Below are 13,464 nucleotides of genomic sequence, written 5' to 3' on the forward strand. Positions count from 1 at the left end.
ACCGCCTTCCCGAAATGAAGTGGAGCGTCACCCGGGTCGGTCCCACACGTCCATCATCAGCCTGAGATCATGTCCTCCCTGTGGGCGCGGTGTTAATCCTGCACCTGCATTCTTATGAGAAAAATCCCACACCCCTCAACGGTTGGGGGTTGCGCGTCAACGTGATATGTTTGCAGGCGTTTTACATCTAATATTTCAACTGAATTTGATATCGAGCCTGCTGACTCTATGCGAATGCGCCTTATGCTGTTGGGCGGCGGGAATGCCCTTGGGCAGGCGCTGATTCGTCTGGGTGCCGAGGAAGACATTGGCTTCCTGGCACCGCGTCCGCCGCAAGACGGCTGGGATGCAGCGAGTCTGACGCAATTGCTTGATGACACCCGTCCCGATGCCTTGATTAACCTTGCCTACTACTTCGACTGGTTTCAGGCGGAGTCGGTAAGTGAGGCCCGCCTGTCCAGTCAGGAACGCTCGGTTGAGCGCCTTGCCGAGCTGTGTCAGCACCACAACATTGTTCTGCTGCAACCTTCCAGCTATCGGGTATTCGATGGCTCGCGAGCGACTGCCTACAGTGAAAAGGACGAACCGGTCCCGCTCGGTGCTCGTGGCCAGGCGCTACTGCGTATCGAGCAAAGCGTGCGTGCCACCTGCCCGCAACATCTGCTGCTGCGTTTTGGCTGGCTGCTCGATGACAGCGTCGATGGCGTGCTGGGGCGTTTCCTGAGCCGTGCCGAACTGGCCCAGGAACTGTTGATGGCCGACGACCGGCGTGGCAACCCGACACCTGTGGATGACGCAGCCCGGGTAATGATTGCAGTGCTCAAGCAACTCGATTGCGAAGCGCCGCTGTGGGGCACCTACCACTACGCTGGCCACGAGGCGACAACGCCGCTGGCGCTGGGGCAGGCCATTCTCACTGAAGCCCGCTTGCTACATCCTCTTGCGGTTGAAGCACCGACTGCGCAGGCCCATGCTGCGGGTGCCGATGCCAGCGACGAGCCGCAACATGGCGTGCTTGCCTGCAAGAAAATCCTCCATACCTTCGGTATCAAACCCCGCGCATGGCGTGCCGGGTTGCCGAGCCTTCTGGATCGTTATTACCGTCATGTCTGATTCTCCTGTACTGATTACCGGCGGTGCCGGTTTCATCGGCTCGCATCTGGCCGACGCACTGCTGGCCCAAGGGCATGCGGTGCGTCTTCTTGATGACCTTTCCACGGGCAAACGCAGTAACTTGCCGCTGGATAACCCACGTATCGAACTGATCGAAGGCGATGTCGCAGATTCCGGTCTGGTCAAGCGCGCGGCGATGGGCTGCAAGGCTGTTGTGCATCTAGCGGCGGTTGCTTCGGTGCAAGCCTCTGTGGATGATCCGGTGCGTACACATCAGAGCAACTTCATCGGCACCCTGAATGTGTGTGAAGCCATGCGCGAGGCGGGTATCAAACGCGTGGTTTTTGCCTCCAGTGCGGCGGTGTACGGCAACAATGGCGAAGGCGAAGCGATTAGCGAAGACACGCCCAAAGCTCCTCTGACGCCATACGCTTCGGATAAGTTGTCCAGTGAGCACTACCTCGATTTCTACGGCCGTCAGCATGGTCTGGAGCCGGTAGTCTTTCGTTTCTTCAACATCTTCGGCCCTCGCCAGGATCCTTCGTCTCCCTATTCTGGCGTCATCAGCATTTTTGCCGAGCGCGCAGAAAAAGGTCTGCCCATCGCGGTGTTTGGCGATGGCGAGCAAACCCGGGACTTTTTCTACGTGGGCGATGTGGTCAAGCTACTGACTCAAGCGCTGGATTTGCCGAAGGTCGACTCGGGCGCGGTCAACGTGGGTCTGAACCAGACCACGTCGTTGAATCAGCTGTTGGCAACATTGGCAGAAGTAGTGGGCAAGCAGCCACAAGTGACGTATCAAACCGCGCGTTCCGGCGACATCCGTCACTCACGAGCCAACAACCAGCGCTTGCTGGAGCGGTTCGCCTTGGGTGAGCCAACACCGTTGAAAGTCGGTCTGGCGAAATTGCTCGGTCGCTGATAGCTGATCGAGACCCACAAAAAAAGCACCGTCGAGGTGCTTTTTTTTTGGGGCGGTTACTGCAAACCGTTGACCTGTAGGAGCTGCCGAAGGCTGCGATCGCGGTGTGCCAGAAGAAATGCTTCGCAGCCTTCGGCAGCTCCTACAGGTCCAGTGTGCGCCGCGTCTTAAAACTTGTAACCCACACCGACCATGTAAACCCATGGATCGATGTCCACGCTCACTTTGGTCTTGCCAACGCTCAGCGCTGAAGGGCCATCAACGGTGGCTTCAGTATCGATGTCCACATACCAGACCGAGGCGTTGACCAGAATGTTGTCGGTCAGCATGTAGTCCATACCGAGTTGCGCGGCTAGGCCAACGGAGTCTTTCATCTTCAGGTTGCTGAAGCCTTGATCCTTGCGATTGCCGGTCAGGTCGGTGTCAAAGAACGTGGTGTAGTTGATGCCGACGCCCGCGTACGGCTGAAACTTCGACGACGCGTCCAGCGGGTAGTACTGCAACGACAGCGTAGGCGGCAGTTGTTTAACGTCTGCCAGCTTGCCATCCAGGCCCGGGCCAAGGCCTTTGACCGAAACAGTGTGACTGAAAGGCGTCGCGGCCAGCAGCTCGATACCCACGTGCGGGGTGATCATGTAGCCGAATGTCAGGCCAAGTTGATTCTCACCATCAACCGTTGCTTTGGTGCCGGAGACTTTGGTGCCGTCGAGTTTGATTTCGCCGCTGTCTTCATTCGGTTCAACGTGCGCAACACCCGCGCGAACGATGAAGTCACCCGCCTCGTAAGCCTGAGCGGCGAAGGGGGCGCTGAGCGCCAGCGCAAAGAGGGAAGCGCTGAGCAAGGTCTTGTTCATGGGAGCTCCAAAAGGCGATTCAAGTTGTCTGGCGCCAATGGTACGGAGCGTCTGAACCAAGGCTTTGACACAGCTCAATGAAATCGCAATGAAGCCCCTGAAACGATCTTTGCGCCAAACCGGTAGGAGCGGACTGTTCGCGAAAGGGCCGGCACATCCGCTGCATCTGCTTCGTCAGGAATACGGCTTTCCCGGATGAATCCGGTCCCACACAGTCTGCACGGGATCGCGCGACTGTTCATGCAACCCCCTCCAGTAGGGCCTAATTATCGGGCAGCTCGTAAACCAGAATCGTGTCGGCTTCCATACTGTAGCCCGCATCGGCCAGCTCGCTGGTGGACGCTTTGACTTGCATCGGCCCTTCAATCCAGTACGGCTGATACAACTCTTCAACTTTGACGCCCAGTTCGCTGGTGACGTGCACAATCTGATTCGAGGGCGGTGGAGGCACGTGGATGCAGGCCCCAAAATACGGCACCAGCAAGAACTCAATTACCCGGCCTTCCTCGCTGACTTCCAGCGGCACGATGTATCCGGGCAGACGCACCTGCTGACCATCCAGCGCTTTCACCACCGGCGCATGAGGGGCTTGTTGATGTGCGGCGGGCGCTGACTCCACTGACAGCGCATCGGACAGCTTGGACATGTCATGAATAGGCGCAGTAATCGGCGCGATTTTGGGTGCGTCCGGTGGGATCATCTCTTCCCAGGTCAGTACCCGCGTTTCGGCCGCCCACAACGGTGAGCTGATCGACAACAATAAAACCAACAACAGGCGCCGCATGTTCAACGTCCTCATAAACGGATCGACAAGCCATCGGCGAGGGACTGCCGATACGCACGCCACGCAGGCACAACGCCCATCAATAGCGCGGCAGCCAGAATGCCACCGAGCAGCGTCCATTCATATTCGCTGGGCAGCGAAAGCGGTAGAAATAGCCCGTAATTGGTTTGCACATAACCTTGGGCGGCAGCGATGCCGATATACAGCAGCACCATGCCACTGACCACGCCCGCCAGCGCCAGGGCGAACGCTTCCATGATCAGCAGAGTCGCGATGTGCCAAGGGCGAGCGCCCACCGAACGTAGAATCGCCATCTCTCTGCGTCTTTCATTGAGGCTGGTGAGAATGGCCGTCAGCATGCCGATCAAGCCGGTCAGCACCACAAACAGGGAAATCACAAACAGCGCTTTTTCCGCAGTACCCATCAGGCTCCACAGCTCCTGAAGCGCGACGCCGGGCAGGATGGCAAGCAACGGCTCGCCGCGGAATTCGTTGATCTGGCGCTGCATTGAGAAGGTGGCGATTTTACTGTTCAGGCCCAGCATGAAGGCCGTAATCGCTTTGGGCGTCAGATCCATGTTGCGCGCCTGATCCGCAGTGATACGTCCATTGCCGTGAGCGGGCGCGCCGTTTTGCCAGTCGATATGGATAGCCTCCATACCGCCGAGACTGATGTGCAACGTGCGATCCACCGGCGTGCCAGTGCGTTTGAGAATGCCCACCACGGTAAATGGCTTGTCGTCGTGTTTGACCAGGCTAATCGCCGCCACGCCGTGGGCGAGCACCAGCTTGTCACCCAGCTTGTACTTCAAGGCGTCGGCCACTTCGGCGCCGAGCACCACTTCAAACGGATCTGTGGCGAATGCCCGACCCTGAGCCAGTTCCAGGTGTTGCTGGCGGCCAAACTGGTAATGCTCGAAGTAGTTTTCGTTGGTGCCCATCACCCGATAGCCGCGATGAGAGTCGCCTAGGGAAATCGGAATAGCCCATTTCACCTGTTTGCTCTGGGCGATTTCTTCAAAGCTGTCCCAGCGAATATTGTTGGTCGCGTTACCGATACGAAACACCGAATACAGCAACAGGTTGATTGAGCCGGAACGAGCGCCGACGATCAGATCCGTGCCGCTGATCGTGCTGGCAAAACTGGCGCGGGCCTCGGTGCGCACGCGCTCAACCGCCAGCAGCAGGCAGACCGACAAGGCAATGGCAAACGCAGTGAGGAAAGCGGTAAAGCGGCGGTTAGCCAGGCTGGCCATGGCTAGGCGAAACAAATACATCTCAAACCTCTGCGGCGGTGGCGGCGCGATTGAGTTCGGACAACGACAGGCTGCGATCGAACAGCGGTGCCAGGCTCTGGTCATGGCTGACAAACAACAGGCTGCTGCCGGCTTCACGACACTCCGCGAACAGCAGCTTGATGAAGGCCTCTCGTGCGTCGGTGTCCAGCGCGGAGGTCGGCTCGTCAGCGATCACCAATTCAGGCTGGCCGATCAACGCCCGTGCGGCCGCCACCCGTTGTTGCTGGCCGATGGACAGTGAGTCGGCGCGGCGGCTGAGCATCTGCGGATCTTTCAGACCCAGATGAGCCAACAGCGTAACAGCGGCATTTTCTACGCTGCCGTGGCGTTGGCTCGCCCGTTTTGCGCGGACCTTGGAGAAGTGACACGGCAGCTCGACATTTTCACGCACTGAGAGAAACGGCAGCAGGTTGAATTGCTGGAAGATATAGCCGGTGTGATTGACACGAAAACGATCACGCTCACCCGATGAGAGCTCGGTCAGCTCCTGGCCCAGCAGGCAAATACTGCCGCGATTGGGTTTCTGCACACCGCCCAACAAGCCCAGCAGCGTCGTTTTGCCACTGCCGCTGGGGCCTTTGAGGAACAGGGTTTCGCCCGGCTCCAGGCGAAACGCCGGGATATCCAGCAATTGCGCATGGCCTGGCCAGCTAAAGCCAAGGTCGGACAGTTCGATAAGTGCCTGGGTCATAACCGCTGTAGGAATCCGCCGTGACTGGAAATCAAACGACCGGGCAAGCCCGGTCGGTGTTCAACAATAGCTGAATCAGAATTTCAGGCTTGGATTGCTCGGACGTACTTCGGCACCCGACTGACCTTTTGGCGAAATCAACTGCACCTGCAGCTTTTCGGTGGCCGGGAACGACTTGAAGATGTTCGACAGATCGAGGGTTTTCAGCACAGCCGGGACCTTACAGGTGAATTTGTAAGTGCCATGGATCTCGCTGTGCTCGTGCTCATCGTGACCGCCCTTGGCGTCGTGGTCATGATCATGGCCTGCGTCAGCGTCAGGCTTGTCACCGAACAGCGGGCTTTCCAGCTTCTGGGAAACCACGTTGCACTCGGCAGCTTCCGGAATGCTGAACAGGGCATGGGGTTTGAGCAGCACATCTTTGGCAGCGGCGACTTTGGCTTTGTCTTCAGCGCTGGTCGCCAGATGCTCAAAACCCACGAGGTTCATGGCCGGACTGTCCAGTTCGAACTCCAGCGTGCCGCCGACCAGCGCAACGTCCAGCCGACCCACGCCATGCTCGTGCGCGCCGAGGCTGCCTTGTTCATGGTCGTGATCATGCTCGGGGGCCGCATTAGCCATGGCGAGTGGAAGCAGGGCGAAGGGCAAAGCGAGCAGCAGACGGCGCATAAAAACAGACTCCGGACATGACTGGATAAAGATCGTTATGTGATCTTATAACAATTATCGCCGCGGGCGTGAGCTGGAATTTGGATTCAGGGAGCGATGAAGTCTCTGTAGGAGCGAGCTTGCTCGCGATTCGGTGTGCTTGTCGAACGGTTGTATAGCTGACCGATCGCCATCGCGAGCAAGCTCGCTCCTACAGGGGGTATGTATTCCAGTCGTTAAACGCGCTGTTCCCAAGGCCGTGCCCGGCGCAGGTCTTGAGCCAACGTGTAAATAATTGTCCGTCCGGCATGAGTGGTCCAGCGCAGGGTTTCTATAAGGCGATGTTCATCGGGCGTAAGGTAGGCGAAGCCTTGGGTTCTGGCTTCGTGGAGGCAGTCGATGGGTTGGTGCGCGTTGCGATTTTTTTTGAGTTTAGTCATGTGCGTTCCCTAAATAAAAAAGGGCTACCACTCATCGCCGCGATCGATAGGTGGCAGCTGTACATGGGTTCGCAGACCGAGCAACGCACCAACCCGGCACACCCTAAGGTGTCCACACGTACAGCCGCCATTGAGCTTTATAGCTTAGCGATACTGACGAACGTTGATGAGGCAGGCTGCGAAACCCGTTCGCTGCTGCTGCAACGACCGGCGCACATTACCGATACGGGATGCGATCCACGAGGTAACAGATGCTATTCGTCACGTAGGAATTTTCTGTGAGTGAAAGGGCCCCTTCGCGAATGAATTCGCTCCCACTGTGAAATGCGATCTACCTGTGGGAGCGAATTCATTCGCGAAGGCGTCAATTCAGACGAAGAAGATCTTCCAGAAAAATGCCTAACCTATGCGAGCATGTCCCCCTGCAAAAAAAAGGAAGCACTCATGTTGCGTATTCGTGGAACCGTTGGCGACTGGCCGGTGGATTTGACCCTGGAGCTGGACGAAGGCGATTGGGCGCAACTCGGCGCTCAACTCAAGGCGGCCAAGCCTGAAGTTGCAGCAACAGTTGAAGCCAGCAAGCCGGCAAGCCAGGACGACAAGACCTGGCAGATCGCGCTGGACCTGCTGCGTAAGGCCGGGCAGATCAATGGGCCAGAGCTACTGGATCAACTGGAAGGGCTGACCGGCAGCACAGCGGCAGGCAAGCGCCTGTTAGTGCGCTTGCGCCACAGTTCGCAAGTCAAGGTCGAGAGCGGGCAGGACGCGCCGCTCTACAGCTGGGTTGATACAAGCGCTTAGTACAGCGCAGCAAACAACTTTCGACGATAGGCGGTGACCAGCGGATGGTCGTTGCCCAGCAGGTCGAAGACTTGCAGCAGCGTTTTGTGCGGCAGGCCGTCGGCGTAGTTGCGGTTGCGGATGAACAGCTTCAGCAAGCCTTCCAGCGCCGCTTCGTATTGCTGGCGGGCCAGTTGTTGAATCGCCAGTTGATGCACGGCTTCGTCATCCTGCGGGTTTTGCGCCACACGAGCCTTAAGGTCTGCCGCATCCGGGATCGCCTTGGCTTCAGCCAAAAAGGTCAGTTGCGCGCGGGCACCGGCCAGATCTGCTTTATGGTCGTCGGTTTTTACCGCGTCCAGCACCTGACGAGCCTCACCGAGCTCGCCGCGCTCTGCCAGGCAACGTGCGTACAGGATAAGCGCGGCGGCGTTGGTATTGTCCTCGGTCAAGATCTGTTGCAGCGCAGCTTCGGCTTCTGCGAAGTGGCTTTCGGCAAACATTTCCTGAGCCAGCTTCAGTGGGTCAGCGGCGACTGGCGCAGGCATGACCACGTGCTGTTCGAGAATCTTGCGGATCTCTGATTCAGGCTGTGCGCCGGTAAAACCGTCGATGGGCTGGCCGTCCTTGAACAGCACAACGGTCGGCAGGCTACGGATGCCGAAGCGGGCGACGATGTCTTGCTCGGCGTCGCAATCGACCTTCACCAGCAGCAATTCGCCCTGATAGCTCTCGGTGATTTGCGCCAGCAGTGGCATCAGTACTTTGCAGGGCGCGCACCATTCGGCCCAGAAATCCACCAGTACGGGTTGGTCGAAAGACTTGTCGATGACCAGTTGCTGAAAGGTCGCCGCCGTAGCGTCGAAGATGTAGGTAGTGTCCTGGTTCATTGCGAATCTCGGGGAATCTGAATGGGGCCAACTATAAAGGGCGCGTGGAGTTGCGCAAAGCGATGAGTAGAGGGATCTGTTGGAGCGAGGCTTGCCCGCGAATCAGTCGCCTCAGTGTGGCAGGGACAACGCGTTATCGTTCTTCGCGGGCAAGCCTCGCTCCCACAGGGGATTGCATTTCAACTCGGGCAGCGTGGTAGAGGCTTACTTTGCGAAACTCATGGGGCTCAGCCAGATCCGGCAGCGTATGCGCTTCAAAGACGCCCAGCCGTTCATAAGAAGGATGCTGAAAGTCACGCACTCTCGAATCCGCCACCAAGGCTTGCCGCCCGCGACTGAGAAACTGATCCAGCAAAGGTAAATTGGCCCGGTCGTACAGCACGTCAGCGACGATGATCAGGTCGAAGCGATCCGCTTCGGCAAAGAAGTCCGCCGAATAGCTCAACTGCACACCGTTAAGCTCGGCATTGGCGCCGCAGGCTGCGAGGGCCAGTGGGTCAAGGTCACAGGCCACCACCTCCAGCGCGCCCGCTTTAGCCGCTGCAATCCCCGCCACGCCCGAACCTGCGCCGAAATCCAGCACCCGCTTGCCAGCGACCCAATGCGGATGCTCAGCCAGAAACCGCGCCAGGGCCAGGCCGCTGGCCCAGCAGAAACTCCAGTAGGGCGGGTCTTCAAGAATGCGCCGGGTCTCTTCGGGGCTAAAGGCACGGTCCATATTTTCGGCGTCGATCAACCACAGCTGTAACTCTGTTTCAGGCAAAACTGTGGCGACCAGTTGTGCATCGCCGAGCAATTCGCTCAGCGCCCGTTGCAGGTGTAGCGGTGCAATCATGGCGCAGTTTCGAACTGCAGAGGCCCAAGTGCTTGTGTGGTCGGTTGTTCAATGCGCAATGACGGCAGGTGCAGGATCAGTTGCCCGGACTTGCTGGCACGACCGCGTAATTCAACGCGCTGGCCGACCGGAAAGGCTTCCGGATTGAATCGCAGCTGGAAGGGCAGTGATTGGTTATTACCCTGCAGTTTGGTGCTGGTCAGCAGCTTTTGCGGACGACCGCGCTCATCAATCACCAGCAGTGCCAACTCGACTTCTGCTCCGGCGGGCACGCCCAGCAACTGGCCGCTCAATTCACGCTGGAACGGCTGCAACGGGCCAGGGCCAGCCGGCGCTTTGGCGACCGGCGCTGAAACCGGTTTGGCCGGGACAGGGTCAGGTGTTTCATTGCTGCTGCACGCGGCAAGCAAGCCGAACAGGCTGAGGAACATCAGCGGTCGTAGCGTCATGAACAGCTCCAACAAAAAATCAATACGAAGGACAGCAGCAAACCGCTCGATGACGGCAGTGCTAAATTACCCGCAAACGCCGGTAAATAGCCCGATAAGGCGCAGTATCGCCGAACACTGCGTCAGATGCGCGTCTATATAGCGCAAAGCCCAAGACTTGTCTTGCCAGCGGGATGCGCTACCATGGCGGCCCTTCCTATTTTTGTTGCCTGCCACCATGCACTGTCCCTTCTGCGGTGCCAACGACACCAAAGTTATCGATTCCCGCCTGGTTGCCGAGGGCGATCAGGTTCGCCGTCGTCGCGAATGCCTGGCCTGTGGTGAGCGTTTCACCACCTTCGAAACCGCCGAACTGGTGCTGCCGCGCCTGATCAAGCAAGACGGCAGCCGTCAGCCTTTCGATGAAGAAAAGCTGCGCGCCGGTATGCAGCGTGCCCTTGAGAAGCGTCCGGTCAGCGTTGAACGTCTTGAAGCTGCGCTGGTGCACATCAAGCACAAGCTGCGCGCGACTGGCGAGCGCGAGGTCAAGTCGCTGGTGGTGGGTAATCTGGTCATGGGCGAACTGCAAAAGCTCGACGAAGTGGCGTATATCCGCTTTGCTTCTGTTTACAGGCGTTTTCAGGACCTCAACGAATTCCGCGAAGAAATCGATCGTTTGGCTCGCGAGCCAGCTAAAGAGTGAGTGCTTCGTTGACTGAACAAACCGCACTAGACACCCATTACATGGCACGTGCGCTGGAACTGGCGCGCAAAGGGATTTACTCCACCCATCCCAATCCAAGGGTCGGCTGCGTGATCGTGCGCGACGGGCAGATTGTCGGAGAAGGCTGGCACGCCCGGGCTGGCGAGCCGCACGCGGAAGTGCATGCACTGCGACAGGCGGGCGACAAGGCCAAAGGCGCGACGGCTTACGTCACCCTGGAGCCTTGCAGCCATCACGGGCGTACACCGCCGTGCGCCGATGCACTGGTCAATGCAGGCGTGGGCCGGGTCGTCGCTGCCATGCAGGATCCTAATCCCGATGTGGCCGGGCGTGGCTTGCTGCGTTTGATGAATGCCGGAATTGCGGTGCAGTGTGGCGTGCTTGAAGACGATGCCCGCGCGCTTAACAAAGGCTTTCTCAAGCGCATGATCAAAGGCTTGCCGTATGTGACGGTCAAGCTCGCCATGAGCCTTGATGGCCGTACTGCCATGGCCAGCGGCGAGAGTCAGTGGATTACCGGTCCTGCGGCTCGCTCGGCGGTGCAGCGTTTGCGTGCAGAGTCGAGTGTCGTGCTGACCAGTGCCGATACGGTGCTGGCCGACAAAGCCCGTTTGACTGTCCGTCCCGATGAGTTGGGCCTGAATGCCGAACTCACCGCGCTGGCAATGACGCGTCCGCCACTGCGAGTGCTGATCGATGGGCGTCTGCGAGTGCCGCTGGATGCTCCTTTCTTCCAGGCCGGGCACGCGCTGGTCGCGACCTGCGCAGCCGCATCGGCCCGCGAGCGTTATCACGATGAAGGTCATGACATGCTGGCCTTGGCCGGTAGTGGGGGTCATGTCGACCTGCGCAAGTTACTGGTCGAGTTGGCTGCGCGTGGCGTCAATGACGTTTTGATCGAGGCCGGTCCACGTCTGGCGGGCGCTTTTACTCGCCTGGGGCTGGTGGATGAGTTTCAGATTTTTGTCGCGGGCAAGTTTCTCGGCTCTTCAGCCCGGCCATTGCTGGACCTGCCATTGGCGCAGATGAGCGAAGCGCTGGAGCTGAAAATCACCGATATCCGCGCCGTTGGAGATGACTGGCGAGTCATTGCCACCCCCAAGCTCGCCCCCGGCGTATAATTTCGGCCTTTCGCTCAGCGCGCTGGGCTTGTTCTCCTGGAGGACCCATGTTTACTGGCATCATCGAATCCATCGGCAGCATCCGCGCCATCACCCCTAAAGGCGGCGATGTCCGCGTTTATGTTGAGACCGGCAAACTTGATCTGAGTGACGTCAAACTGGGCGACAGCATCGCGGTCAACGGCGTCTGCCTGACTGCTGTAGAGCTGCCCGGCGATGGCTTCTGGGCTGACGTCAGCCGTGAAACCCTCGACGTTACGGCGTTCATTGACCTGAAGACTGGCAGTCCGGTCAATCTGGAAAAGGCTTTGACCCCGACGACGCGTCTGGGTGGCCATTTGGTCAGCGGTCACGTTGATGGGGTTGGCGAGATCGTTTCCCGTGAGGAAAACGCCCGGGCCATCCAGTTCAAAGTGCGCGCCCCCCGTGAGCTGGCCAAGTACATTTCGCACAAGGGTTCTATCACGGTTGATGGCACCAGCCTGACCGTGAACGCCGTTGACGGTGCCGAGTTCGAGCTGACTATCGTGCCGCACACATTGGCCGAAACCATCATGGCCGACTACCGTCCGGGCCGTAAGGTGAACCTTGAGGTGGATTTGCTGGCGCGTTATCTGGAGCGTTTGCTGATGGGCGACAAGGCCGCCGATTCCTCGAAAGGGCAGGCTGGCACCATCACCGAAAGTTTTCTGGCCGCCAACGGCTACCTCAAATCCTGAATTGAAGGGGGTGCCGCGTGGCGCTCAATAGCATCGAAGAACTGGTTGAAGACATTCGCCAGGGCAAAATGGTCATCCTCATGGATGACGAAGACCGCGAGAACGAAGGCGACCTGATCATGGCCGCCGAATGCTGCAAGGCCGAACACATCAATTTCATGGCCCGCTTTGCCCGTGGCCTGATCTGCATGCCGATGACCCGCGAGCGCTGCGAAACCCTCAAACTGCCTTTGATGGCGCCGCGCAACGGTTCCGGTTTCGGCACCAAGTTCACTGTGTCCATTGAAGCAGCCGAAGGCGTGACCACTGGTATCTCTGCGGCTGACCGCGCCCGTACTGTGCAGGCCGCTGCTGCCAAAGACGCCAAAGCTGAAGATATCGTCAGCCCTGGCCACATCTTCCCGTTGATGGCCCAGGCGGGCGGTACGTTGGCTCGTGCTGGCCACACCGAGGCAGCCTGTGATCTGGCGCGCATGGCCGGTTTCGAGCCAAGTGGCGTGATCTGCGAAGTGATGAACGACGACGGCACGATGTCGCGTCGTGCTGAACTGGAAGCCTTTGCACTGGAACACGACATCAAGATCGGTACGATTGCCGACCTGATTCACTACCGGATGATCCACGAACGTACCGTTCAGCGGATTGCCGAGCAACCAATGGACAGCGAGTTGGGCCAGTTCAACCTGGTGACTTACCGCGATTCCGTCGAAGGTGACGTCCACCTCGCGCTGACCCTGGGCAAGATTTGCGCTGAAGAACCGACACTGGTTCGTGTGCATAACATGGACCCTTTGCGTGACCTGTTGATGGTCAAACAGCCCGGCCGCTGGAGCCTGCGCGCCGCGATGACCGCGGTTTCCGAAGCGGGCAGCGGTGTTGTGCTGCTACTCGGTCATCCGCTGGATGGCGACGTTTTGCTCGCACATATTCGTGAAACTGCCGGGCAGTTGCCGATCAAATCGCCGACCACTTACAGCACCGTCGGTGCCGGCTCGCAGATCCTGCGTGACCTCGGCGTGCGTAAAATGCGCCTGATGAGTTCACCAATGAAGTTCAATGCGATATCCGGTTTCGATCTGGAAGTTGTAGAATACGTGCCCTCCGAATAAAGACCGGTCGGGTGGTGCGCTTTTGTGCGTGCCACCGGCTAATCTGTTTCGTGGCCTAACATCCCTATAGTCCGCCCCAAGGCGTACTTGCTCTTTAATACGAGACTT

At 58.6% G+C, this 13,464-nt stretch carries 16 protein-coding genes; 7 read left to right on the forward strand and 9 right to left on the reverse strand.

Annotation, left to right across the window (positions count from 1 at the left end):
• Positions 1 to 228: 228 nt before the first annotated feature.
• Complete coding sequence (locus tag EE949_RS01890; RefSeq protein ID WP_122662352.1) at positions 229 to 1,113, forward strand: sugar nucleotide-binding protein; 885 nt, start codon at positions 229 to 231, stop codon at positions 1,111 to 1,113.
• Complete coding sequence (locus EE949_RS01895; RefSeq protein WP_122662354.1) at positions 1,106 to 2,035, forward strand: NAD-dependent epimerase/dehydratase family protein; 930 nt, start codon at positions 1,106 to 1,108, stop codon at positions 2,033 to 2,035. Before EE949_RS01890 ends, EE949_RS01895 begins: the two co-directional genes overlap by 8 nt.
• A gap of 167 nt (positions 2,036 to 2,202) precedes the next feature.
• Here EE949_RS01895 and EE949_RS01900 read toward each other — a convergent pair whose 3' ends face one another.
• The 6 genes from EE949_RS01900 to EE949_RS29355 form a co-directional block, all read right to left on the reverse strand.
• Complete coding sequence (locus EE949_RS01900; protein ID WP_122662356.1) at positions 2,203 to 2,889, reverse strand: OmpW/AlkL family protein; 687 nt, start codon at positions 2,887 to 2,889, stop codon at positions 2,203 to 2,205.
• Between the two features lie 262 nt (positions 2,890 to 3,151).
• A complete protein-coding gene (locus EE949_RS01905) occupies positions 3,152 to 3,673 on the reverse strand; it encodes a DUF3299 domain-containing protein (RefSeq protein ID WP_122662358.1) in 522 nt (173 codons plus the stop codon).
• Positions 3,674 to 3,684: 11 nt separating this feature from the next.
• The gene (locus tag EE949_RS01910) at positions 3,685 to 4,950 is read right to left on the reverse strand and encodes an ABC transporter permease (protein WP_122662360.1); all 1,266 of its coding nucleotides are present in this window, start codon (positions 4,948 to 4,950) and stop codon (positions 3,685 to 3,687) included.
• Between the two features lies 1 nt (position 4,951).
• Complete coding sequence (locus tag EE949_RS01915; RefSeq protein ID WP_122662362.1) at positions 4,952 to 5,662, reverse strand: ABC transporter ATP-binding protein; 711 nt, start codon at positions 5,660 to 5,662, stop codon at positions 4,952 to 4,954.
• A gap of 75 nt (positions 5,663 to 5,737) precedes the next feature.
• Complete coding sequence (locus EE949_RS01920; RefSeq protein WP_122662364.1) at positions 5,738 to 6,331, reverse strand: DUF2796 domain-containing protein; 594 nt, start codon at positions 6,329 to 6,331, stop codon at positions 5,738 to 5,740.
• A gap of 215 nt (positions 6,332 to 6,546) precedes the next feature.
• Entirely contained in the window at positions 6,547 to 6,750 is a 204-nt protein-coding gene (locus EE949_RS29355) for a hypothetical protein (RefSeq protein ID WP_162874174.1), read from the reverse strand.
• A 444-nt stretch (positions 6,751 to 7,194) separates the two neighbouring features.
• On the opposite strand from EE949_RS29355, the gene EE949_RS01930 reads away from it, so the two are divergent.
• The gene (locus EE949_RS01930) at positions 7,195 to 7,551 is read left to right on the forward strand and encodes a hypothetical protein (protein WP_122662368.1); all 357 of its coding nucleotides are present in this window, start codon (positions 7,195 to 7,197) and stop codon (positions 7,549 to 7,551) included.
• On the opposite strand, the gene trxA is transcribed toward EE949_RS01930, so the two are convergent.
• The 3 genes from trxA to EE949_RS01950 all read right to left on the reverse strand — a co-directional run bounded on the left by trxA (position 7,548) and on the right by EE949_RS01950 (position 9,704).
• The gene (trxA, locus tag EE949_RS01935; RefSeq protein WP_122662370.1) at positions 7,548 to 8,420 is read right to left on the reverse strand and encodes a thioredoxin; all 873 of its coding nucleotides are present in this window, start codon (positions 8,418 to 8,420) and stop codon (positions 7,548 to 7,550) included. The two genes, EE949_RS01930 and trxA, sit on opposite strands and share 4 nt — an antisense overlap.
• Positions 8,421 to 8,553: 133 nt before the next feature.
• The gene (locus EE949_RS01945; RefSeq protein WP_122662372.1) at positions 8,554 to 9,255 is read right to left on the reverse strand and encodes a class I SAM-dependent methyltransferase; all 702 of its coding nucleotides are present in this window, start codon (positions 9,253 to 9,255) and stop codon (positions 8,554 to 8,556) included.
• Positions 9,252 to 9,704 (reverse strand): hypothetical protein, encoded by a 453-nt coding sequence (locus tag EE949_RS01950; RefSeq protein ID WP_122662374.1) that lies wholly within the window; start codon positions 9,702 to 9,704, stop codon positions 9,252 to 9,254. Before EE949_RS01950 ends, EE949_RS01945 begins: the two co-directional genes overlap by 4 nt.
• A gap of 217 nt (positions 9,705 to 9,921) precedes the next feature.
• Here EE949_RS01950 and nrdR point away from each other — a divergent pair, with 217 nt between their 5' ends.
• From nrdR to ribBA, 4 genes are read left to right on the forward strand one after another with little or no spacing between them, the layout of a single operon-like run.
• A complete protein-coding gene (gene nrdR, locus EE949_RS01960) occupies positions 9,922 to 10,386 on the forward strand; it encodes a transcriptional regulator NrdR (protein WP_027901698.1) in 465 nt (154 codons plus the stop codon).
• A 41-nt stretch (positions 10,387 to 10,427) separates the two neighbouring features.
• A complete protein-coding gene (gene ribD / locus EE949_RS01965; RefSeq protein WP_162874188.1) occupies positions 10,428 to 11,528 on the forward strand; it encodes a bifunctional diaminohydroxyphosphoribosylaminopyrimidine deaminase/5-amino-6-(5-phosphoribosylamino)uracil reductase RibD in 1,101 nt (366 codons plus the stop codon).
• A gap of 47 nt (positions 11,529 to 11,575) precedes the next feature.
• Positions 11,576 to 12,247, forward strand: a complete 672-nt coding sequence (locus tag EE949_RS01970; RefSeq protein WP_087267514.1) for a riboflavin synthase — start codon at positions 11,576 to 11,578, stop codon at positions 12,245 to 12,247.
• A 17-nt stretch (positions 12,248 to 12,264) separates the two neighbouring features.
• Positions 12,265 to 13,356, forward strand: coding sequence for a bifunctional 3,4-dihydroxy-2-butanone-4-phosphate synthase/GTP cyclohydrolase II (gene ribBA / locus EE949_RS01975; protein ID WP_122662380.1), 1,092 nt, complete (start codon positions 12,265 to 12,267; stop codon positions 13,354 to 13,356).
• Positions 13,357 to 13,464 lie beyond the last annotated feature (108 nt).

This window comes from Pseudomonas viridiflava, from assembly GCF_900602065.1.
Lineage (GTDB): Bacteria > Pseudomonadota > Gammaproteobacteria > Pseudomonadales > Pseudomonadaceae > Aquipseudomonas.

Coding starts and splice junctions, on each gene's coding strand:
- EE949_RS01915 (WP_122662362.1), bottom strand. CDS start 5,662: ATGACCCAGGCACTTATCGAACTGTCCGACCTTGGCTTTAGCTGGCCA.
- ribD (WP_162874188.1), top strand. CDS start 10,428: ATGGCACGTGCGCTGGAACTGGCGCGCAAAGGGATTTACTCCACCCAT.
- EE949_RS01950 (WP_122662374.1), bottom strand. CDS start 9,704: ATGACGCTACGACCGCTGATGTTCCTCAGCCTGTTCGGCTTGCTTGCC.
- EE949_RS01930 (WP_122662368.1), top strand. CDS start 7,195: ATGTTGCGTATTCGTGGAACCGTTGGCGACTGGCCGGTGGATTTGACC.
- EE949_RS01920 (WP_122662364.1), bottom strand. CDS start 6,331: ATGCGCCGTCTGCTGCTCGCTTTGCCCTTCGCCCTGCTTCCACTCGCC.
- EE949_RS01970 (WP_087267514.1), top strand. CDS start 11,576: ATGTTTACTGGCATCATCGAATCCATCGGCAGCATCCGCGCCATCACC.
- EE949_RS01890 (WP_122662352.1), top strand. CDS start 229: ATGCGAATGCGCCTTATGCTGTTGGGCGGCGGGAATGCCCTTGGGCAG.
- EE949_RS01945 (WP_122662372.1), bottom strand. CDS start 9,255: ATGATTGCACCGCTACACCTGCAACGGGCGCTGAGCGAATTGCTCGGC.
- trxA (WP_122662370.1), bottom strand. CDS start 8,420: ATGAACCAGGACACTACCTACATCTTCGACGCTACGGCGGCGACCTTT.
- EE949_RS01910 (WP_122662360.1), bottom strand. CDS start 4,950: ATGTATTTGTTTCGCCTAGCCATGGCCAGCCTGGCTAACCGCCGCTTT.
- EE949_RS01900 (WP_122662356.1), bottom strand. CDS start 2,889: ATGAACAAGACCTTGCTCAGCGCTTCCCTCTTTGCGCTGGCGCTCAGC.
- EE949_RS01895 (WP_122662354.1), top strand. CDS start 1,106: ATGTCTGATTCTCCTGTACTGATTACCGGCGGTGCCGGTTTCATCGGC.
- nrdR (WP_027901698.1), top strand. CDS start 9,922: ATGCACTGTCCCTTCTGCGGTGCCAACGACACCAAAGTTATCGATTCC.
- EE949_RS01905 (WP_122662358.1), bottom strand. CDS start 3,673: ATGCGGCGCCTGTTGTTGGTTTTATTGTTGTCGATCAGCTCACCGTTG.
- EE949_RS29355 (WP_162874174.1), bottom strand. CDS start 6,750: ATGACTAAACTCAAAAAAAATCGCAACGCGCACCAACCCATCGACTGC.